The sequence below is a fragment of the Alkalilimnicola ehrlichii genome, from assembly GCF_003399765.1.
Lineage (GTDB): Bacteria > Pseudomonadota > Gammaproteobacteria > Nitrococcales > AK92 > AK92.
Genome location: NZ_NFZV01000010.1, coordinates 1 through 20,619, shown reverse-complemented (window position 1 = coordinate 20,619; position 20,619 = coordinate 1). Strand labels below are relative to the sequence as shown.

Sequence of the window (20,619 nt, the reverse complement as noted above, 5' to 3'; positions counted from 1 at the left end):
TATATCCCCATTGCGCGGCGGCGCTAACAATCGCCGCCGCAAGCGTTGACAGCGTATCGAGGTTCACTCGACAGTTATTTTCTGACGCTTCGCCGCCTCCTTCTTAGGGAGCGTCATCTCAAGTACCCCGTTATCGAATTTGGCCTTCGCTTGACTAGCGTCGACTTCCGAAGGCAAGGCGATCGTCCGGGCGTAGCTACCACGAGATATCTCGCAACGGTAATAGTCGCCCTCCTCTTCTTCCTGCTCGTGCTTCGTTGTCGCTTTAATCGTCACCGTGTTGTCGGTAACCGAAACATCAAGATCGTCTTTATCGACCCCGGGAATTTCGGCTTTCATCATGATTTCCTTATCACGCTCGAGCACATCGACCCGCGGCATTCTTGTCTCCGCCTGGCCGATGACGTCCATCCAACCCGGCCTTTCAAAACGAAATGGCCGAATTAACGAACTCGGCATGTACTCGTCGAACAATCGCTCCATCTCACTCAATGGGTCTATAGAACGCACCGGACGAGCTCTTTGCAATCCGCGCCGCTGCGGTTCTCCACTTGAACTTATCTGCTGCCGGTCTTCCTTGGCCATAACCATCTCCCTCTTAATACTGGCATGAACGAGTTACCCTTTTATAGGTTTGCGGATTGGGGATAATTGCGGTCGGCGCAAGTGCGATCGCTAGAATTCGAGCAGAGAAATGTTAATGAGGTGCGGCCGAAGACGCGGTATGCCGCGCTGATTGCCAGCGTTGTACATACGGGGCTACCCGACAGCGGGCCAACTCGGCTCTGGAGACCGCCCCCACAGGCGTTCCGTCGGCATCGTTCACAATAAGCCATCGCAAACCTTTTGCATCCATGCGGTGCTCGACGTCGGCAACGTCCTCCTCAACGCCGCAACTCAACAACTGCGTATTCATTATCGCGTCGACGGCCGTGCGAGCCGGAACCATGTCGTCCGCCGCAGCACGCAAGCAGATGTCTTGATCGGTGACCGTCCCGATCACCCGGCCACTATCATCAACCACCAATAACATTCCGACGTCGCGCGCCGCATGTGCTCAGCCGCTTTCTGTAGACTTATTCCCTGCTCAACCGTCTCAGGCGTTCTTAAACTGGCATCTTTGATTTGCATCCCTAGACCTCCATTCACCTGCAGTTACGGCCGGGGCGCACCGCCGCAAGCTGCATCAAGAAATGCGCTAATGCCTGGAAAGCTCGGGGCTTAGCGCTTGCTATAAGTCACTACTGCGGACAACGCAGCCGTGTGCCAAGTGTTGCAGCGCAAGAAAACAAGATTGCCAGCGCGATCAGAGGCCGTGACCGGAGGATAAGGAGGAATGACGCTGGGGTGAGAGCCGCACTGCGGGATCTTGTCTGTAGAATAAGCTTAACTGTGCGTAAACAGCTGGATATAGCCGAAGCAAGGCATCTGGAATTTCGAAAAATGCTTCGCTTAGAACGGCAAAGAATTCCGCCGGACTCTCGGCCGCGTAAGCATCGATCGGTAAGTCTTCCTCGGTATCGACGCGCAGATTGAAGTCGTCGAAAGCGCGGCTGAATGCGGTGCTCCAGGCATCGACCGTCATTCCCTTATGCAGGGGAGGCAAGCCATTGCAGCTACCTTGAAGCATGTCGAGTTTATGTGCGAATTCGTGAATAACGACATTAAAACCATCTAAGGTTGTCGCGGCTTCTATATCTTCCCAAGAAACGATAACCGGCCCCCGTTCCCACGCCTCTCCCGCCAGCGGTCCGTGTTCGACGTGGACCGTACCGTCGTCAGCGATATATTCGTGTTCTGCAACAAATCCAGAAGGGTAAACTACCACCGCGTACCAGTTGCGGTAGTAGCTTAGATCGAGCTTGAGAATTGGAAGGCAGGCCAATAAGGCAATACGCAATAGCATATCGGTTGTTAATTGTAGCCCGCCAACCGGCTCGATCGCCTTATCTTTCAGAAACTTCTGGGCCAGAGCTCGTAAAACGTCGAGTTCGCTTTCCGAGAAACCGGCAAACTGCGGTAAGGCAGCTATTGCGTGCCGCCACTCGTGCTCTGCAAAGGAGGGGCTGCGCGCCCACAAGCCGGTCAAGCGACTGAACAAACTCAACAACGCCTCCTAGCCAGTTGCGGCGAATAGCACTAGTGTTCTCGGGTCGCGAGGAATTGAATGTCCGGCCAACGTTCCTCTGTAAGCTGAAGGTTAACCCGAGAAGGTGCAATGTAGGTCAGACTGCCGGAGCCGTCCAGCGCTAGGTTTTCCGATGCTCGGTTACGAAACTCTTGCAGCTTACGGGCGTCGTCGCTAGTTACCCAACGCGCAGTTGCCACGTTGACCGGCTCAAAACGACATTCGACGTTGTACTCTTGCTTGAGTCGGAAGGCTACAACATCGAACTGGAGCACGCCGACCGCGCCGACGATAACGTCATTACCGTTAAGAGGGCGAAATACCTGCGATGCACCCTCCTCGCACAGCTGCTCAATACCTTTTTGCAAGGCTTTCATTCGCAAAGGATCTTTAAGCACCGCGCGACGGAATAACTCCGGTGCAAAGTTGGGGATACCGGTAAACTTCAGCAGTTCTCCCTCGGTGAACGTGTCCCCGATCTGAATGGTTCCGTGGTTATGCAAGCCGATGATATCGCCCGCATAGGCCTCTTCGATATGCTCTCGGTCGCTGGCGAGGAAGGTGATAGCGTTAGCTATGCGCACGTCCTTGCCGATTCTTGCATGGCGCAGCTTCATTCCTTTCTGAAAAACACCCGAGCAAATACGCATAAAGGCGATCCGGTCCCTGTGCTGCGGATCCATGTTGGCCTGGATCTTAAACACAAACCCCGTCAGTTTTGCTTCCTCCGGCTCTACCATACGCTCGGCGGCAGCACGCGCTTGCGGTGGCGGGGCATACTCCACGAAACCGTTCAATAGCTCTTTGACACCGAAGTTGTTAATGGCCGAACCGAAATAAACGGGAGTAAGCTCTCCGCTCCGGTAAGCATCCAGGTCGAATTCATGGCTGGCACCGCGAATAAGCTCGATTTCTTCGCGGAATTCAGCGGCTTGGCTGCCAAACAACTCGTCCAGTCGAGGGTTATCCAAGCCCTGTATAACCTCGCCTTCCTGAATCTTTCCCCCGTGCGTCGGGCTATAGAGATGGATGCAATCGTTGTAGAGGTGGAAAACGCCTTTGAACCCTTTCCCCATACCCAAAGGCCAGGTTATCGGTGCGCAACGAATCTTCAGAACCTCCTCGACTTCGTCGAGCACATCCATCGGATCGCGCCCCTCGCGATCCAGCTTGTTAATGAACGTCATGATCGGCGTATCCCGAAGGCGACAGACCTCCATCAACTTAATGGTCCGATCCTCGACGCCTTTGGCGCTGTCGATGACCATCAGGGCCGAATCGACCGCGGTAAGCGTTCGGTAGGTGTCTTCGGAGAAGTCTTCGTGCCCAGGTGTGTCAAGAAGGTTAATGATGCAGCCTTCATAGTGAAACTGCATCACCGACGACGTGACCGATATACCGCGCTGTTTTTCCAGCTCCATCCAGTCGGAGGTCGCGTGGGCTGCCGCTTTCTTGCCTTTTACGCTACCTGCCAGCTGAATCGCTCCGCCAAACAACAAGAGCTTTTCGGTCAGGGTGGTTTTACCGGCGTCAGGGTGGGAAATGATCGCGAAGGTGCGGCGACGAGAAACTTCTTGCGGAATAAGGCTCATGGGGTTCGCTAAACTCTGGAGTTCCGGGAGTGCGGAGTATAACAACTCGCATCGCCCTTGACATAAATTCGCCTACCCTCAAAAGACTGCCGACCAAAACGCACACATGGATTAACAAAGTCTAATACAATGACGACTATCAACCAGGTAAGGAGCCGACGTTTCGTGAGCGATCAAGAAACCCCGTTCTGGGAACGCAAACGCTTACATGAGCTAACGCTCGAAGAGTGGGAGTCTCTGTGCGATGGCTGCGGCCGGTGTTGCTTGCATAAACTGGAAGATATGGATACGGGCGAGCTGGCCTACACACGGGTGGCGTGCCGTCTGCTCGACTGCGAGTCGTGTCAATGCACCGACTATCCCAATCGAAACAAGCATGTTCCCGACTGCATTAGCCTGACACCCGAAGGCGCCGCGCAGTTTCGCTGGCTTCCAAGCACCTGCGCTTATCGTCGCCTTGCCGAAGGTAAGACCTTGGATTGGTGGCACCCGCTGGTTTCCGGCTCTACGGAAACCGTCCATCAGGCGGGAGTATCGGTGCGTGGCTTAGCGGTTACGGAAAAGCTGGTTCGTCCGACCGATCTCGATGCCTTTATTATTGATCCGGAAATCGCCGATCCCGATATAGAGTAAAGGCTGCGCCTTCGTTTTCTTGCAAAGCACCGCATACTCTTGGATATTCGAGTCTCTCGCGAGACGGACAGACCGTTCTTCAAGCTTCTGCGCCAAGCGGCGGCAACTGATAAAATACCGCTCACGAACTTCAACAGAATCAAGGAAGGAGCCGGTAACAGGCGCTGACAGGGCAGGTGCGGGTAACCGGTAAACGCGATGGACGTGGATACTGGCTACACCGTGTAATGTCGCTTGCGAAGAAGCGGTTTAGTTGGGGCTCCTCAAGGTGAAAGCATGAGCGACGCGCATGAATACCCCTTATTAAGCGGTATCGACGATCCAAGTCATTTGCGGGAGTTGCCCGCCTCCCGGCTGCCTGCACTGGCTGTCGAGCTGCGCCAGTTCGTCTTGCAAAGCGTTGCACAAAGCGGCGGCCACCTCGCGGCCGGCCTCGGCACTGTCGAGTTAACCATCGCTCTCCATTACGCCTTCGACACGCCGCATGACCGTTTGGTCTGGGATGTCGGCCACCAATGCTATCCGCATAAAGTGCTCACGGGCCGGCGCCGCCTACTTTCAACCATTCGTCAACGCGGCGGCTTAGCGGGTTTTCCTAAACGCGAAGAAAGCGAGTACGACACGTTCGGCGTCGGTCACTCCAGCACCTCGATAAGCGCCGCGCTGGGCATGAGCTTAGCCGCCTCCCTACTTGGCGTTAAGCGACGTACTGTTGCAATTATCGGCGATGGCGGCATGACGGCGGGCGAAGCGTTCGAAGCCTTGAACCATGCCGGCGACGTAAAGGCCGACCTTCTTGTCGTCTTGAACGACAACGAAATGTCTATTTCGGAAAACGTCGGCGCCTTGTCCAGCTATCTCACCCGCCTGCTGTCCGGGCGTGGTTATGCTAGCTTGCGGGATGGCGGCAAACGGGTGCTTCGGCATATGCCGCCGATCCACGAGCTTGCCCGCCGAGCAGAAGAGCATATGAAAGGGATGTTAGTACCGAGTACGCTGTTCGAGGAATTGGGTTTCGAGTACTACGGCCCGATCGACGGCCATGATTTGCCGACCTTGGTTAAGACCTTACAGAATCTCGGCCAACAGCACGGTCCTCGCCTGCTACATGTGGTGACTCGCAAAGGTAAAGGCTACAAACCTGCTGAAGACAACCCGATTCGTTATCACGGCGTCTCAACGTTCGACCCCAAGCAGGGGCTGGTCAGTAAGACGGCTAGCAGTACGCCAAGCTATACCGAGGTCTTCGGCCAGTGGTTATGCGATATGGCCGCCCAAGACCGGCGCTTGGTCGGTATTACGCCGGCGATGCGAGAAGGTTCGGGAATGGTCAAATTCGCCGAAACCTACCCCTCTCGTTACTACGACGTCGGTATTGCCGAACAGCATAGCGTCACGGTTGCCGCCGGAATGGCGTGCGAGGGCGCCAAACCGGTCGTGGCGATCTACTCGACTTTCCTTCAGCGCGGTTACGACCAGGTCGTTCACGACGTTGCGCTCCAAAAACTACCGGTTTTATTCGCTATCGATCGCGCCGGTTTGGTCGGCCCGGACGGCCCGACTCATGCCGGAAGTTACGATTTAAGCTATTTGCGCTGTTTACCGGATATGGCGATCATGGCGCCGGCCGACGAGAACGAATGTCGGCAAATGTTATATACCGGCTTTCTTCACGACGGCCCGGCGGCGGTACGTTACCCTCGAGGCAAAGGGCCAGGCGTTCCGGTTACGAACGAGATGGAAGCGCTGCCGTTTGGTAAGGGGGAGATTCGTCGGGAAGGCAAACGGCTCGCGTTGCTGGCCTTCGGTAGTATGCTTGCACCGGCGCTCGAAGTTGCGGAAAAGCTCGATATGACGGTGGCGAATATGCGCTTTGTCAAACCGTTAGACGAAGAGCTTATACTAGACCTCGCACAACGCCACGAATTGCTCGTCACATTAGAAGAGAACGTAGTGGCCGGCGGTGCGGGAGGCGGCGTTAGCGAACTGCTCGCCGAGCATGGCCTGGCAGGTAAGGTGAGACATATCGGGCTACCCGACTGCCCCATCGAGCACGGGAGTCGGGAAGAGATGCTCGCCGATGCCGGACTAGATGCCGAAAGTATACTGGCCCGTATAGCACAGTATTAGACTAAGCCGAGCCGCCCTTCGCCCGGCCCCTATCTTTAAGGCTCCGGGCGAAGGGCTTCCTTGCCGAGCAGGAGGATCTCAACATCCTCCGGTGTTGTTCTGAGGGATGAACGTACAGGCCGTCTCCCGTTGGTCGAGGCTGTACATTAAGTCCGTAATACGGCGCGGCTTGCGGCCGTTTATCTGCCAATCGAAGACGGCCGCAAAGGCGAGAATATCCTTAACGTATTCCCGTGTTTCGCGAAAGCTTATGTTCTCTACCCACAGAGCGGCCGGCTGGCCGGCATTGCGCTCCAACCATCGGTCTACATGATGCGGGCCGGCATTATAGGCTGCCATCGCCAGCACAGGGTTGTTACCGAAACGATCCAGCACCTGGCGCAGGTAAGCGCTACCCAACTGCAAATTGGTGTCCACATCGAGCAGAGCGCCATTATTGGGTAATCGCATATTAACGCGACGGGCTACGTCACGCCCCGTTCCGGGCATAACCTGCATCAGCCCCCGAGCACCCGCAGAGGATACGGCGTCCGGCATAAAAGCGCTTTCCTTACGCAACAAGGCGAAGGTTAAGGGCAGCTCTAAATTGTGCTGCTCGCTATAACGGGTGATGTAATCGCGATACCCAATGGGGAAACGCAGCTCCAACGCATTATGTAGCCCAGCCCTGTTGGCGGTAATAATTGCTCGATCGTACCAACCTACCTGGGCTGCGAGGACGGCTGCATAGCGCCATTCCTCGGAGTCGATGGCATCCAAACCTGCATGCCACTCCCGCCTCGCATCTATCAACATGCCTAACTCGAACAATTCCAGAGCACGACGCAGCCCTTCCGTAGCGGCAACCCGCTCAAGATCTTCCGGCGCGTACTGTACGGGTTCGGAGTTCATGTTATACGGCTGGTTAACGGCATCTGCCGCGAGAAACCCGTAGTAGTTTCTCTCCTGGGCCAACTCGCTGTAAATCAAGCGTGCCAGAGCGGTCTCGCCTATATGATCCAGCGCGTATCCGCGCCAGTAACGCCATTCTGCACGGTCACGTTCTGCCGGCGGCAGATCGTTGATAGCAATCAGTAGACGAGGCCAGTTTTGCTCTCCTCTGGCTAGAATCGCCCGCCAACGGCGTACCTCTACATCGACTGCACTATCCGGCAAGCTGTCAAGCCACTCCAGCGCTTGCTCTCGCCGATTATGAGCCGCGCGTAAGGCAACCGAGCGCTGCACCTGGTCGAGCTTTTCCGGCGTCACACCTTCAAACTCTGCTAAGCGCGGAATACGAGCCCATGCGCCATTAATGTCCCGGCGCGCAATTGTCTCCACTGCATGTGCAAGTAACGGCCCTGCTCTTTCATGCGTTGCGTCAAAGGGCGGATAGCGCAAAGCGGCATAAGGTCGATTGCTGACTTCAAACCAGTGCTCAAGCCAGCGGCGGTCCGAGGAATTGAGATGGCGGCCCAGGTAACGGGCAAGATTCTGATTGCCCGCGTTCATGGCCAACTCTATGCGTTGCCAGATCTCGTCAGCGCTAAGCTCGTTACGCTGATATAACTCGGCAAACACTGGGTCGCAGGCACGGGGTTGAGAAGAACCTACCAGCCAAAGCTCGCGAGCCTCGGCCAACCATTCTGTATCGATGGCGTCGGAACGAGACTGCAAGGCATAACACCGCAATGCGTATTGGCACTACCGGTGTAATAATCTCGAAAAACCGCCCAGTCCCCCCGGGAGGCCAGCTGTCGTAACCAAGCGCTGCGCAACAAGCCTGCCACGGGAAGCGTTTGGTGTTGATCGAGAAAGGCTTTGATCGATTCGTCGTAAGCAGGCGTTAGCCGCCTTCTCAAATAGTAGTAGTCCAGATAAGGCGCTAGCGGGTAACCGTCCAGCTCCTCGCGGACTTCATCGAGATTAACCGCCGCCCCGCTTTGAATGGCTGACAGCGCCGCTTGGAAACGTTCGCGTTGCGTATCGTCTATCGCCGCCGTTGCCGACGTTGCGACAGCGGTCACGGCCACTAGTGCGACAAACCGTATGAGGTGACGCATATTCTCCCCAGCATACTTTATTAGCAGTAACCCAGAAATTGTCGGCAAGCTATGCCGTAACGACGGCAGCTACCTTTCGTTGATATACGTATCCGGCATTCAGCCGCCTGGGACTGCCAGCAGGCTATCCGTCGCGCGGCTTACCTGCTCACCCAGCGTTCCACACCGTTGTCCGGGATCAAGAAGCCAAACCAGTCTAGGTGATAGCTTCTACCGAAAATCGGACTCGGTCGACGTTTTAGCATCACAAATAGCCGCTTTACCGCACTGTATCGCCTACCACGTGATGACCCGGCCGCGCAGGTGTTTTACTATGCGCACTGGCAGCGGTCGGCATCTGTCCGGTAAGGACCTGAGCGAGCCAGATGGTTAAGCGAGGTCTTGCTCCGCCGATACAGGTGAAGTAGCTGCATGGAGAAGACTCACTTAACAAGTCCGCTTGCTCTTCTTCTGGGTTTATGGCCGAAGAAGACGCATGCCAAGTGAGCGACAAATAAAACCAAGATGACAAACCGATAACGGCATGTCGATAACATACATGCGCAACATTTAGGTAGTTGAATGGCCAAACAGGAAAGCTTCGACCGGGAACAACTTCTTGCCTGCGGCTATGGAGACCTATTCGGTCCCGGCAATCCGCAGCTTCCGGTTCCGAACATGCTAATGTTCGACCGGATTACCAAAATCAGCGACAGCGGTGGTGCCTTCGACCGGGGAGAAATTATCGCCGAGTTGGATGTCCACCCAGACTTGTGGTTTTTCCAATGCCACTTTCCAGGCGATCCCGTCATGCCCGGATGCCTTGGGCTAGATGCGCTTTGGCAGCTTGTCGGCTTCTTCCTCGGCTGGACCGGTGGCAATGGTAAAGGGCGAGCGCTCGGTTGCGGCGAAGTTAAGTTCTTTGGACAGGTGCTGCCGGAAGCGAAACAAGTCGTTTACCACCTAAACCTCAAGCGCGTAATACGGCGCCGCTTGGTCATGGGAATTGCGGACGGTGCGGTTAGCGTTGATGGTACCCAAATATACTCTGCAAGCGACCTTAAGGTGGGGCTGTTTACCGAACCGAGCGCCCTCTCCGCCTCTAAGTAGGCGCAATTCGGTTTATGCCCGCATATCGTATGCGTAAGGCATAGTGCCAGTGAGCAGTAAAGGACAGGGCTTCAACAAGGTCGGCTTATTTTGGATCTCGCCCAATAGGCCGGTTTAGCGATGCTCCAAAGGCACTCAATATAAAGACTGTTGAGGCCCAAAGGTAGTACTGCGTACCGCCATAGCCGATAGGGGCTGAGAGCTTAACGCAGCGTTACCTGAAGCGGCGGAGACCGCATATACACCCCTGGGGTTGGATTGAGGAGTTGATTGTGCGTCGAGTAGTCATTAGTGGATTAGGCATCGTTTCTTGCCTCGGTAATGACAAGGAAGCCGTTAAAGAGGCGTTATACACTGGAAAATCAGGTATTCGCTTCAAAGAGGAATACGCCGAAATGGGCTTGCGGAGTCAAGTCGCCGGCGTTGTCGATATAGATCTCGATGCATTGATTCCGCGCAAAGCGCGACGTTTCATGGGAGACGCCGCGGCCTATAGCTATATTGCTATGGAACAGGCGATAAAAGATTCTGGCCTAACGCCAGAGTTGGTTTCTAATCCCCGCACGGGGCTTATCGCAGGCTCGGGCGGGGGCTCGACGTCTTCGCTGTTAACGGCGACCGACACCGTGCGCGAGCGCGGCGTAAAGCGCGTTGGGCCCTATGCCGTTCCTAAAGTAATGAGCAGTACCGCTTCAGCCTGCCTGGCGACGCCCTATGAGATTAAGGGCGTGAATTACACCATCAGCTCTGCCTGTGCGACGAGCGCGCACTGTATAGGCAATGCGATGGAACAAATCCAGCTAGGCAAGCAAGATATTGTCTTCGCCGGTGGCGGCGAAGAAGAGCATTGGACGATGACGTGCTTGTTCGATGCAATGGGCGCTTTATCGTCTAAGTACAACAGTAGCCCCGACACCGCCTCGCGCCCTTACGATGTAAGTCGTGACGGATTTGTCATTGCGGGTGGCGCGGGGATCGTGGTCGTAGAGGAGCTTGAGCATGCCCTGCGCCGCGGTGCCCCCATTTATGCGGAGCTGGTCGGTTATGGCGCTACCTCCGACGGCTACGACATGGTGGCCCCCTCCGGCGAAGGCGCCATACGCTGCATGCAGCAAGCCATGCAGAATGTAGAAGGCAAGGTCGACTACATTAACACCCACGGCACCAGTACGCCGGTGGGCGACGTTGCGGAATTGCGAGCCATTAAGGAAGTTTTCCCGAGCGACGTTCCGCACATAAGCGCGACCAAGTCTCTCACGGGGCATTCGTTAGGGGCTGCCGGTGTGCAGGAAGCCATATACTCCCTCTTGATGCTGCAAGGCGACTTCGTTGCCGCATCCGCCAATGTCAGCGAGCTGGACCCGGAAGCCGAAGGTTTACCGATCGCCACCCGGCGCATCGACGGCGCCGGCCTTAACACCGTCATGTCGAATAGCTTTGGCTTTGGCGGTACAAACGCGACGTTGGTCTTGCAGCGTTATCGAGGCTAAATAGCGCAAAAGCTGGCCGGTTCATGAAAGCCGGCCAGCTTCGTTTCTCCTTGCTCCCTACCGCCCCACCCGACGTTCTACGATAGCGCTTTTCGATAGGCTTTTAATGCCGCTGTAAGGTAACCGTATAGCGCTCTACGCCAAGCTCGGCCAGCTGGCTACCTAGCCGCCGAATATAGGCTGAACGATGATCGCCCGACCACGGCGGCGTTCGACACTCGAATGGGATGCCAGCAGTGCGTAGCATTCGCAGACTCGCCTTGGCTTGCTCGCCAACCGCCGACAGCGCTTTGCCGGGTAGCGGTAACTCTAAGCTCACCCACGAAAGCCTGGGCAGCAGCTCCCGCAGACGCTCGGGTTCCTCCGCGTTTGTTCGGAGTCCGACCGCCCAACCCAGCATGAGGGCGCGCTCGATGGCACAGGGTAACGCTTCCTCCAGTAAGACATTAGGGCCGCTAAACACTATGCTTGAAACGCGACCTCTACAGCGTTTCAGGAAATACTCGATCGCTCGCCAGGAATAGATCGGCTGTGTTCCGGGAAGCAGCCGCTCGCCCCCGCAACATACGACCGTCGCCAGCCGACCGGGGAAGGCCTGCGAATCCAAACTCGTCACGGAATAAATGCGAAGTCGGTCGGCAGCCTTGATGAGGTGGATGGCTTCTGTCGAGCATTCAGCTGCTAGTGCGCCATGCGGCGCTGGCGTAGCAACTGAATGCGCCCTCTTGTCAACGTCTTCCATATCGTCTCCTCCAACATCCTTGTAGTTTTGTTTTGTAACTTATCTGGGATACGAGCCTTATTGCTCGCGAAAGCGCTTCTTAGCGGCGTCCAGCGTAAGAAGCAATCCTGTGCACTCTGGATATGGTGCGCCCTAACAACCTTTTTAAACAGGCACACTAAACCGAGGCTAGCATAAAGAAAACGGTGCTTTAAGGCTCAACCGGGAGGGGTATTGACGGTTTGAAAGCCGCCAACTTTATCGGGTCGGCTAACGACTATCTATAGGCGCCGTTGCGCTTAAGAAAACGTTACTCGGCAATACTCCACGGGTCGTATTATGCACTACTTGAGAATGCAATAATACGCGTATAAAGGAATGGTGCCCGGAGCCGGAATCGAACCGGCACACCCTTACGGGCGAGAGATTTTAAGTCTCTTGCGTCTACCAGTTCCGCCATCCGGGCAAAATGCGTACCCCATCGTTTACGGATACCGAAAGATGGAGGCTAGGGCCGGAATCGAACCGACGTCCACGGCTTTGCAGGCCGCTGCATAACCACTCTGCCACCTAGCCCTTGCTTTCACGACACCTATTAGCAGGCACCGAGATGATACCAACACTCGCCTCGCTTGGCGAGTATCGAGGCGGCATATTATGCCACGTCGTGTCGGCATCGCAAGAAAAAGAAAACCCCGGTTCTGCGCCGGGGTTTTCAAAATCTGGAGCGGGAAACGAGACTCGAACTCGCGACCCCAACCTTGGCAAGGTTGTGCTCTACCAACTGAGCTATTCCCGCTGCGATGTGGGCGTTATTCTAATCAAATGCTGCTTCCTGTCAACCCCTGTACAGCTTTGCCGTCATATTAGGGCGTAGAGTCCACATGCTGCATCTCCCGCCATGCGGCGATCAGATATACGATCATGGAATAAAGGGTAAGTGCCGCTGCTACATAGAGTAACCACAAGCCTATAGTCTGCAAAGGGATGCCTGCGATGTCATGACCGGCAAGCAGAACGAGGATCGCCACCATCTGAGCAACCGTCTTTATCTTACCGATAACGTTAACTTTCACGCTCGCGCGCCGACCGATTTCTGCCATCCATTCGCGCAAAGCGGAAACCGCAATTTCGCGGCCGATAATAATCGCCGCGGGTACCGCCAGCCAGGGAGAGGCATGGATAGTAACTAATGCCACAAGCGCTACCGCAACGATCAGCTTGTCGGCAACAGGGTCTAGAAACGCCCCAAAGGCGGATGTTTGACCGAGTTTGCGTGCCAAATACCCGTCCAGCCAATCCGTAACGGCCGCCAATGCGAAGATAACGACGGCAAAAACGTTCATCCACGGAGCAGGCAATAAAAACACCAGACCAAGCACCGGAATCATCACGATTCGGAGCAGCGTCAGGATGTTAGGAGTATTTAGTTGCATTCTTCTTAGCCCCGTTCGCTATGGAAAGTTTCATAAATCTGTTCGGCCAAGGCGCGACTGATGCCTGGCACGCGTGCCAAGTCCTCCACCCCCGCCCGAGTCACCGCCTGGATACCGCCGAATTGTTTTAGCAGGCTTTGTCGGCGCTTAGGGCCTAACCCCGGGATATCTTCCAGAGCCGAACCTTGGCGGGCCTTTGCCCGCCGTTGCCGGTGCCCGGTTATGGCAAACCGATGCGCTTCATCGCGCACCTGTTGCAGCAGATGCAGAGCCGGCGAATTCGGCGGCAAATGGTACTCGCGCTCGTCGCGGGCAAAAACAACGTTTCTTCGCCGGGTCGACGCGCCGGACCTTTCGCTATCCCAACGATAGTCACCCCGACTATTTGAAGTTCGTCCAACACTTCGGCCGCTTGTGCCAGCTGCCCTCGCCCGCCGTCGATTAACAGCAGGTCCGGCAACGGCGCCTCGCCCTTCTTAAGCCGGGTGTATCGCCGGAGTAAGGCTTGGCGCATAGCCGCATAGTCGTCGCCTGGCGCCACGCCCTCAATGTTAAAACGACGATAATCGGATTTTAACGCGCCTTCGCGATTGAACACGACACAGGAAGCCACCGTGGCTTCGCCTTGCGTATGACTGATGTCGAAACACTCGATTCGCTCGGGGACTTCGGGCAGGCCAAGCGCATCCAGGAGCGCTTCGAAGCGCCGTTCCATGCTAGCGCGACTCGCGAGCACGGAGTCGAGAGCATGTTCGGCGTTTTGCAGCGCCATATCAAGCCAACGACGCCGCTCTCCGCGGACACTTGGCCTTATGGCGACCTGACGGCCGGTCTCTCGCGTTAGCGCCTCTTCCAGCAAACTCTGCTCTCGGATGTCGTCGCTAACCAGGATTTCTTTGGGTGCTCGGCGCCCTAGATAGTAGCGCGCAAGGAAAGCGGAAAGGATGTCGGCTGTGGCCATCCCTTGCGGCACTTTCGGAAAGAACGTCTTATTACCTAAATTGTGCCCCGAGCGAAAGAAAAACACTTGCACACACGCCATGCCGCCTTTCGCCGAGCAGGCCACCACGTCAAGATCGCCGCGTTCGCCAGTGATGTACTGCTTCTCCTGAATAGTGCGTAAAGCCGCTATACGATCGCGCAATTTCGCAGCTTCTTCAAAGGCTAAACGCTCGGAGGCCTGCTCCATGCGTTTAATTAATTCGTCGATGACAGTACCGCTCTTACCCTCAAGAAACATCACCGCATGCCTGACGTCCGCTTGATAGTCTTCGGCGCTGATCAAACCAACGCAAGGCGCTGTGCAGCGCTTGATCTGATACTGCAAGCAGGGGCGCGAGCGGCTACGGAAGAAGCTGTCTTCGCACTGCCTGATCGGAAATACTTTCTGTAAGTAGTTGAGTGTTTCGCGAACCGCCGTCGCGCTGGGAAAAGGCCCGAAATAGCGGCCAGGCGCCTTGCGCCCGCCTCTATAGTAGGCCAGCCGGGGAAACTCCTGCTGGCTTGACAGGTAAATGAAGGGGTAACTCTTATCATCCCGTAGCAGCACGTTGTACCGAGGTCGATACTGCTTGATGAGATTGTTCTCAAGGATGAGCGCTTCCGCTTCGGTATGCGTGATGGTGATTTCTATGCCGCGAATCTGCGAAACAAGGGCAATGGTCTTTCGGTCCGTTAAGGAGCGATTAAAGTAACTACCAACCCGACGCTTGAGATTGCGCGCTTTGCCGACATAAATCACCTGGCCCTGCTCGTCCAACATCCGATAAACGCCGGGCCGTTCGGTTAGGGTGCGAACAAATGCTTTGGGATCAAACGCTTGCGAACTGGAGGTCGTCATGTTACTACGAATCTATCCGCGAACCGGGAGGCTTGCTCCAGCCTCCTGAGTTCGATAGCTCTATATTGGGGGGGTGGCATTGCGCGGCAACGGCGTGAAATGCCGTAACGTTCGATCTCCTTTCGATATGTAGCTACTCTGCGCCTGCGGCGCGCCCGGAGGGAGCATTTTCCCACCCCCTTGGCGCTGTGTTGCTCCGGCGATAGCCATTGCCTACGAGGCGCGCCTAGCCCTGGAAATACGGCGAATAACGTTAAGGAGTGCTAGCCGTCCCCGACACTATCCGCCTTCGTTAACCAGAAAATCGCACTTTACTGCAGTTGATCGATCATATCGTGACGTATGGCCAAATGCGTCAACTCGACATCATTCTCGACTCCGAGCTTTTCGTAAAGCCGATAACGATAAGTACTCACTGTCTTAGGGCTCAAGCAAAGCACATCGGAGATTTCCTGTACCTTGTGCCCCTGAGTAATCATCATCATGACCTGCACTTCACGTTGCGACAGCCGATCGAACGGATTCTTCTTCATGCCCGAAAGGCCGGACAGCGCCATTTGGCGTGCGATATCGGCCCCAATATAACGCTCGCCTTTGACGACCGTTTTTATAGCCGAGACGATTTCGTCTTCGTCGCAACCTTTCGTGAGATACCCCAATGCGCCTGCTTCGAGCAAACGGCTGGGGTAAGGCTCATCGACATGAACCGTCAACGCGATAATCTTTAACTGTTCATCAATCCGCAGGAGCTTGCGAGTTGCTTCCAACCCACCGATACCAGGCATGTTGACGTCCATTAGTACGACGTCGGGTTGGCATTGTTTGATGAGCTTTAACGCTTCTTCTCCAGAAGCAGCTTCCCCACACACTTGGATGTCTTCCGCATCATCCAATAGCCTTCGTATGCCACTACGGACTAACTGGTGATCATCCACCAAAACGACGTTAATCATTTATGGCCTACCTCGCCATTCAAGTCCCGTCTCATTATCATATCCACTCCTTGGTCTGCACCCGGCAATCCTATACCAGATCGCCAGCTGATCGCTACGGCGCTTAGCATGAACGGGCTATTAGGGTCATTCTTCTATTAGCTTCGCCAAACGTTATCTTACCGCATTGCATGGATATCGACTTCTCGTTACCGAGAACTGCGGCCTTGGAGGACGCCGAAGCCTTAAGGAAACACCGCCGTTTCGTAGAAGGGGACCATCATGGACCAAACATCCGTTATCGAATTATATCCACCCTCCGCCAAACGCGTGCCTATACAGGGGTTGTATCTCAACGCCGAATTAGAAGGGGGCAAGCCTGTTCATACGCCATTTGTGTACACAAACTTTGTTACTAGCCTCGATGGCCGGATCGCCATTGTCGACCCTAACGACCGCCAGCGCAAAGTCCCGCCGCATACGGCGAACCCACGCGATTGGCGCTTGTTTCAAGAGTTAGCGGCAAGAGCCGACCTCATACTGACCAGCGGCCACTATCTGCGCCAGCTCGCCCGCGGTACGGCGCAGGATATCTTGCCGGTGAGTCCGGCATCCGAGTTCAAGGATCTACATAATTGGCGTACGCTCAATCGCCTCCCGCCTCAACCCGACGTGGCCATATTTACGCGCGGGCTCGAATTTCCGATTCCGCACCGCTTACTCCGGCAAGGTCGTCGAATTATCGTGCTCTCTCCCGCCGATGCCGACGCAAACGCGATCGCACGGCTTGAAGAACATGGTATCGAGGTGATTCGAACTCAACAGCCGGGAGAGCTGGATGCTAGAGAATCGATACACACACTTGGCGAACGCGGCTACAAACGCATCTATTCGGTAGCAGGCCCTTATATTTTCCATAGCCTGCTGGCGAGCAATGTGCTCGATACGCTTTTTTAACCTCTGTATCCCGCTGCCTGGGCGGGACTGCGGACGGTAGCGACATGTTGGTCGAAGGCCCGCTATTGCCACACTCGGCGGGGTTTCGTTTGCGCTGGCTTTATTACGACGCTGAAGCGGTCGCCGGTAGCGACCAGCTCTTTGCCCGTTATGATCGGGGTTGACGCGCTAAGCTTTCCCGTCGCGCGTGCAAAGCGTCTTTTACCTCTTGGCGGCATCATACGCCTCATCGGCTACGGCGGCCGCTCACGGTATGCAAGGCGGCTTTGGCCAAACCGCAGGAAAGACGCTCCCTGCGGCCGATCGTTTATGCATGTCCGCCGCCCTGAGTCAGTGCTGCCGGATCCAGATAACGCTCAAGCTCTTCGCGCGATAAATCAGTCATCTCCTCCGCTACCGCCAACACCGGACGCCCTTCGCGGTAAGCACGTTTCGCGATACTAGCGCCTAACTCATACCCAATCACGGCGTTTAAAGCTGTTACTAGAATCGGATTCCTGGACAAGGCCTCGTCCATACGCGACTGATTAACGGTAAACCCTTGTACCGCCTTTGCATCCAAAACGCTAACAGCTCCGGTCAAGATCTCCAAACTTTGCAGTAGGTTATAGGCGATCACCGGCAACATGACGTTAAGTTGGAAATTACCCGATTGACCAGCAACGGTGATGGCGGTGTCGTTCCCTATGACTTGGGCTGCGACCATGGCAACCGCCTCCGGGATCACGGGGTTTACTTTGCCAGGCATAATACTGCTGCCCGGCTGTAGCGTCGGCAACTCGATTTCTGCCAAACCGGCTAGCGGACCGCTGTTCATCCACCGCAAATCGTTGGCGATTTTCATCAAGCTGACAGCCAACACCTTTAGTTGCCCGGACAACTCCACGGCGGCATCTTGGCTACTAAGGCTTTCTAACAGATTCTCGTTACGTTGGAACGCAATACCTGTGCGTTTCGCCAATATCGCTGCGACGCGATGCCCGAACTCAGGGTGAGCGTTAACGCCGGTACCGACGGCCGTGCCGCCGATCGCCAAGCAGTGAATCCGTTCTAAGCTTGCCGTAATCCGTTCTCTTCCATGGCGTAACTGCGATCCCCAGGCGGCAAGCTCCTGACCTAAGGTAACCGGCATTGCATCCATAAGGTGCGTCCGCCCTGTCTTAACGACCGTTTCCAACTCCTTGCTACGCCCCTCTACGCTGTCGACCAAACCGTGCAGGGCCGGGAGTAACCGCTCTCTCACGGCCAAGGCGGCGCTTACGTGGATCGCTGTGGGAATGACGTCGTTACTGCTTTGGCTCATATTGACGTCATCGTTTGGATGCACGACCTCGCCCAAAGCGGCACTCGCAAGGTTTGCAATAACCTCGTTGGCGTTCATATTGCTGCTAGTACCGGAGCCGGTCTGAAACACATCGACAGGAAACTGCTTATCGTAGTCGCCGTCGCCACCGCATCGGCGGCCTCGATAATGGCTACCGCTCGCTTTGCGTCTAAACCGCCAAGCTCTTGATTGGCCTGCGCAGCCGCGGCTTTTATCAGCCCCAGCGCACGAATAAACATCCGCGGCACAGGAATCCCGCTGATGGGAAAATTCTCAACCGCTCGCTGCGTTTGGGCGCCGTACAAGGCCTCCGCAGGCACTTGCATCTCGCCTAAGCTATCGGTGACCTTTCGGTATTTTTTATGCGCCACAGCTCGACACCTCTCGTCCGATGGATTTACCACCTAACCTAACGCCACTTCGCCGTAGCGCAAACTGAAAACCGAGCGAGCGCGAGCGACTAGCTATGGGTATCGGCGGAAATCGGAAGGATTGGGGGTGCGTGACGTAGCGACAGGGTTTAGAATCAGCGCCTTTCCAAGAATTGGTGACTTTAAGGGTGTTGCGCTATGGAATTGACCCGCTTAACCGCGATATCTCCCGTCGACGGCCGCTACGGAGATAAAACAAGCGAGCTACAGAGCATATTCAGCGAATATGGCCTGTTGCGTTACCGTTTGATTGTGGAAATCCGCTGGTTACAGGCGCTAGCCGCCCACCCTGAAATCGGCGAGGTGCCTGCCTTCAGTGCCGAGGCCACCGCTCACCTCGAACGCATCATCGAGGAATTCTCGCCTGCGCAAGCGCAGAAGGTAAAAGACATCGAGCGCACCACGAACCACGATGTCAAGGCGGTAGAGTACTACCTAAAGCAGCGCCTGACCGAGAACGGCGAGCTGGCCGCGATCGGCGAGTTCACGCATTTCGCGTGCACGTCGGAAGACATTAACAACCTATCGCACGGCCTGATGTTGCGGGCAGCCCGGGAAGAGGTCGTCTTGCCGTTGGTCGACCAGGTCATCCAGACGTTGCGCGAGCTAGCGCATCGGTATGCAGCGGTCCCGATGTTGTCGCGGACACACGGTCAACCGGCCTCTCCCACTACGCTTGGGAAGGAATTGGCGAACGTGGTTTATCGCCTTCGGCGGCAGCGGGAGCAAATCGCTCATGTTCCAATGCTTGGCAAGATCAATGGCGCTGTCGGTAATTACAACGCGCATCTGAGTGCGTATCCGGGCATTAACTGGCCGGCATTGGCAGAAACGTACGTAAAAGACCTGGGTTTGACCTGGAATCCGTATACCACGCAGATCGAACCGCACGATTACATTGCCGAACTGTTCGACGCGTTCGCCCGGATCAACACCATCCTGATCGACTTTGCACGCGATGTATGGGGTTACATTTCCCTAGGCTATTTCAAGCAGCGGGCCATCGCCGGCGAAGTCGGCTCATCCACCATGCCGCACAAGGTCAATCCAATCGACTTTGAAAATGCCGAGGGCAATCTCGGCATCGCTAATGCGGTCTTCGCCCATTTGGGCAGTAAGCTGCCTATTTCCCGTTGGCAACGCGATTTAACCGACTCTACCGTGCTTCGTAATTTAGGCGTTGGCGTGGCCCACAGCCTTATTGCCTATCGGGCACTGCAAAAAGGCTTAGGCAAGTTAGATATTGACGAAGCCCGGCTGCGAGCGGACTTGGAGGCAAACTGGGAAGTGCTTGCCGAGCCGATTCAGACCGTTATGCGACGCTATGGCATCGAAAACCCCTACGAGAAGCTTAAAGAGCTGACCCGCGGCAAACGCATCGATAACGTCGCCCTTGAGCGATTTATCGCCAATCTTGAGTTGCCTGACAAAGCAAAACAAGAACTAAGCGCGCTAACGCCTTGGAATTACCTCGGTAACGCCGAAGCGCAAGCGAAGGCTATTTAAGGTTTTCGGCCGCAGCAGCCTTGGGGAACCATCCGCCCCAAGGCTGCCCATAGCGCTGATTTCCCGTTACCGTTACCGTAGATGTGGAAGATGACAGCCAGCGGGAGGTAGGCGTGAGCGATTTCGATCATCTTATACTCGGGGATTCACGCGAAGTATTTGATCTCGGTACATCCGCTCGGGTACAAGCTGCAACGGAAGCGTTAGCAGCGCAAACCGAGCACGAGATAGCCATCGTCAGTCGAGACCTGGAAGCCTCCCTCTACGGTAGCCTTCCCTTCATTGACGCGATAAGACGCATGGTCGCCGCACGACGGCGCAACACCCGTATCCGGTTTCTTATCCACGACCCTCGCCCCGCCATCCTT

Annotated in this window: 17 protein-coding genes, 3 tRNA genes and 2 pseudogenes; 7 read left to right on the top strand and 15 right to left on the bottom strand. The window is 55.7% G+C overall.

Annotated features, from left to right (window positions below):
- Positions 1 to 63: 63 nt before the first annotated feature.
- The 4 genes from CAI21_RS11065 to CAI21_RS11050 all read right to left on the bottom strand — a co-directional run bounded on the left by CAI21_RS11065 (position 64) and on the right by CAI21_RS11050 (position 3,720).
- Complete coding sequence (locus tag CAI21_RS11065) at positions 64 to 585, bottom strand: Hsp20/alpha crystallin family protein (RefSeq protein WP_116302342.1); 522 nt, start codon at positions 583 to 585, stop codon at positions 64 to 66.
- A gap of 112 nt (positions 586 to 697) precedes the next feature.
- Entirely contained in the window at positions 698 to 1,033 is a 336-nt protein-coding gene (locus CAI21_RS11060; RefSeq protein ID WP_116302429.1) for a CBS domain-containing protein, read from the bottom strand.
- A gap of 273 nt (positions 1,034 to 1,306) precedes the next feature.
- Positions 1,307 to 2,107, bottom strand: a complete 801-nt coding sequence (locus tag CAI21_RS11055) for a M90 family metallopeptidase (protein ID WP_258867980.1) — start codon at positions 2,105 to 2,107, stop codon at positions 1,307 to 1,309.
- A gap of 32 nt (positions 2,108 to 2,139) precedes the next feature.
- The gene (locus tag CAI21_RS11050) at positions 2,140 to 3,720 is read right to left on the bottom strand and encodes a peptide chain release factor 3 (RefSeq protein ID WP_116302340.1); all 1,581 of its coding nucleotides are present in this window, start codon (positions 3,718 to 3,720) and stop codon (positions 2,140 to 2,142) included.
- Positions 3,721 to 3,885: 165 nt separating this feature from the next.
- Here CAI21_RS11050 and CAI21_RS11045 point away from each other — a divergent pair, with 165 nt between their 5' ends.
- Positions 3,886 to 4,353: a YcgN family cysteine cluster protein gene (locus CAI21_RS11045; protein WP_258867979.1), complete on the top strand. Its 468-nt coding sequence runs from the start codon at positions 3,886 to 3,888 to the stop codon at positions 4,351 to 4,353.
- A gap of 276 nt (positions 4,354 to 4,629) precedes the next feature.
- Positions 4,630 to 6,483: a 1-deoxy-D-xylulose-5-phosphate synthase gene (gene dxs / locus CAI21_RS11040; RefSeq protein ID WP_116302338.1), complete on the top strand. Its 1,854-nt coding sequence runs from the start codon at positions 4,630 to 4,632 to the stop codon at positions 6,481 to 6,483.
- A 78-nt stretch (positions 6,484 to 6,561) separates the two neighbouring features.
- On the opposite strand, the gene CAI21_RS11035 is transcribed toward dxs, so the two are convergent.
- Complete coding sequence (locus CAI21_RS11035) at positions 6,562 to 8,139, bottom strand: transglycosylase SLT domain-containing protein (RefSeq protein WP_147305100.1); 1,578 nt, start codon at positions 8,137 to 8,139, stop codon at positions 6,562 to 6,564.
- On the bottom strand, positions 8,073 to 8,525 hold the full coding sequence (locus CAI21_RS11030) for a hypothetical protein (RefSeq protein WP_116302336.1): 453 nt from the start codon (positions 8,523 to 8,525) through the stop codon (positions 8,073 to 8,075). The genes CAI21_RS11035 and CAI21_RS11030 overlap by 67 nt, the downstream gene beginning before the upstream one ends.
- A gap of 561 nt (positions 8,526 to 9,086) precedes the next feature.
- On the opposite strand from CAI21_RS11030, the gene fabA reads away from it, so the two are divergent.
- Together fabA and fabB are read left to right on the top strand one after the other, a co-directional pair.
- Positions 9,087 to 9,614 carry a bifunctional 3-hydroxydecanoyl-ACP dehydratase/trans-2-decenoyl-ACP isomerase gene (gene fabA / locus CAI21_RS11025; RefSeq protein ID WP_116302335.1) on the top strand — a complete coding sequence of 176 codons (528 nt, stop codon included), beginning with the start codon at positions 9,087 to 9,089 and terminating at the stop codon, positions 9,612 to 9,614.
- 272 nt (positions 9,615 to 9,886) lie between these two features.
- Positions 9,887 to 11,104: a beta-ketoacyl-ACP synthase I gene (gene fabB, locus CAI21_RS11020; protein WP_116302334.1), complete on the top strand. Its 1,218-nt coding sequence runs from the start codon at positions 9,887 to 9,889 to the stop codon at positions 11,102 to 11,104.
- Positions 11,105 to 11,207: 103 nt separating this feature from the next.
- Here fabB and CAI21_RS11015 read toward each other — a convergent pair whose 3' ends face one another.
- The 8 genes and pseudogenes from CAI21_RS11015 to uvrY form a co-directional block, all read right to left on the bottom strand.
- A complete protein-coding gene (locus tag CAI21_RS11015) occupies positions 11,208 to 11,846 on the bottom strand; it encodes a radical SAM protein (protein ID WP_116302333.1) in 639 nt (212 codons plus the stop codon).
- A 358-nt stretch (positions 11,847 to 12,204) separates the two neighbouring features.
- Positions 12,205 to 12,291: transfer RNA gene (locus CAI21_RS11010), tRNA-Leu, on the bottom strand.
- Between the two features lie 36 nt (positions 12,292 to 12,327).
- Positions 12,328 to 12,401, bottom strand: a tRNA-Cys gene (locus CAI21_RS11005).
- Between the two features lie 147 nt (positions 12,402 to 12,548).
- Positions 12,549 to 12,624, bottom strand: a tRNA-Gly gene (locus tag CAI21_RS11000).
- Between the two features lie 67 nt (positions 12,625 to 12,691).
- On the bottom strand, positions 12,692 to 13,261 hold the full coding sequence (gene pgsA, locus CAI21_RS10995; protein WP_116302332.1) for a CDP-diacylglycerol--glycerol-3-phosphate 3-phosphatidyltransferase: 570 nt from the start codon (positions 13,259 to 13,261) through the stop codon (positions 12,692 to 12,694).
- 5 nt (positions 13,262 to 13,266) lie between these two features.
- Positions 13,267 to 13,512 carry a helix-hairpin-helix domain-containing protein gene (locus CAI21_RS26265; RefSeq protein ID WP_472973967.1) on the bottom strand — a complete coding sequence of 82 codons (246 nt, stop codon included), beginning with the start codon at positions 13,510 to 13,512 and terminating at the stop codon, positions 13,267 to 13,269.
- Positions 13,513 to 13,545: 33 nt separating this feature from the next.
- Positions 13,546 to 15,023 (bottom strand): annotated as a pseudogene (gene uvrC, locus CAI21_RS10990) (excinuclease ABC subunit UvrC); the annotation flags it as partial.
- 389 nt (positions 15,024 to 15,412) lie between these two features.
- On the bottom strand, positions 15,413 to 16,054 hold the full coding sequence (gene uvrY, locus CAI21_RS10985; RefSeq protein WP_116302331.1) for a UvrY/SirA/GacA family response regulator transcription factor: 642 nt from the start codon (positions 16,052 to 16,054) through the stop codon (positions 15,413 to 15,415).
- A gap of 261 nt (positions 16,055 to 16,315) precedes the next feature.
- Here uvrY and CAI21_RS10980 point away from each other — a divergent pair, with 261 nt between their 5' ends.
- Positions 16,316 to 16,990 carry a RibD family protein gene (locus CAI21_RS10980; protein WP_116302330.1) on the top strand — a complete coding sequence of 225 codons (675 nt, stop codon included), beginning with the start codon at positions 16,316 to 16,318 and terminating at the stop codon, positions 16,988 to 16,990.
- Positions 16,991 to 17,297: 307 nt separating this feature from the next.
- Here CAI21_RS10980 and CAI21_RS10975 read toward each other — a convergent pair.
- A pseudogene (locus tag CAI21_RS10975) lies at positions 17,298 to 18,640 on the bottom strand (class II fumarate hydratase).
- A gap of 243 nt (positions 18,641 to 18,883) precedes the next feature.
- On the opposite strand from CAI21_RS10975, the gene purB reads away from it, so the two are divergent.
- Positions 18,884 to 20,251, top strand: a complete 1,368-nt coding sequence (gene purB, locus CAI21_RS10970; protein ID WP_116302329.1) for an adenylosuccinate lyase — start codon at positions 18,884 to 18,886, stop codon at positions 20,249 to 20,251.
- 113 nt (positions 20,252 to 20,364) lie between these two features.
- A partial coding sequence (locus tag CAI21_RS10965) for a DUF7931 domain-containing protein (protein WP_147305099.1) occupies positions 20,365 to 20,619 on the top strand: 255 nt, incomplete at its 3' end.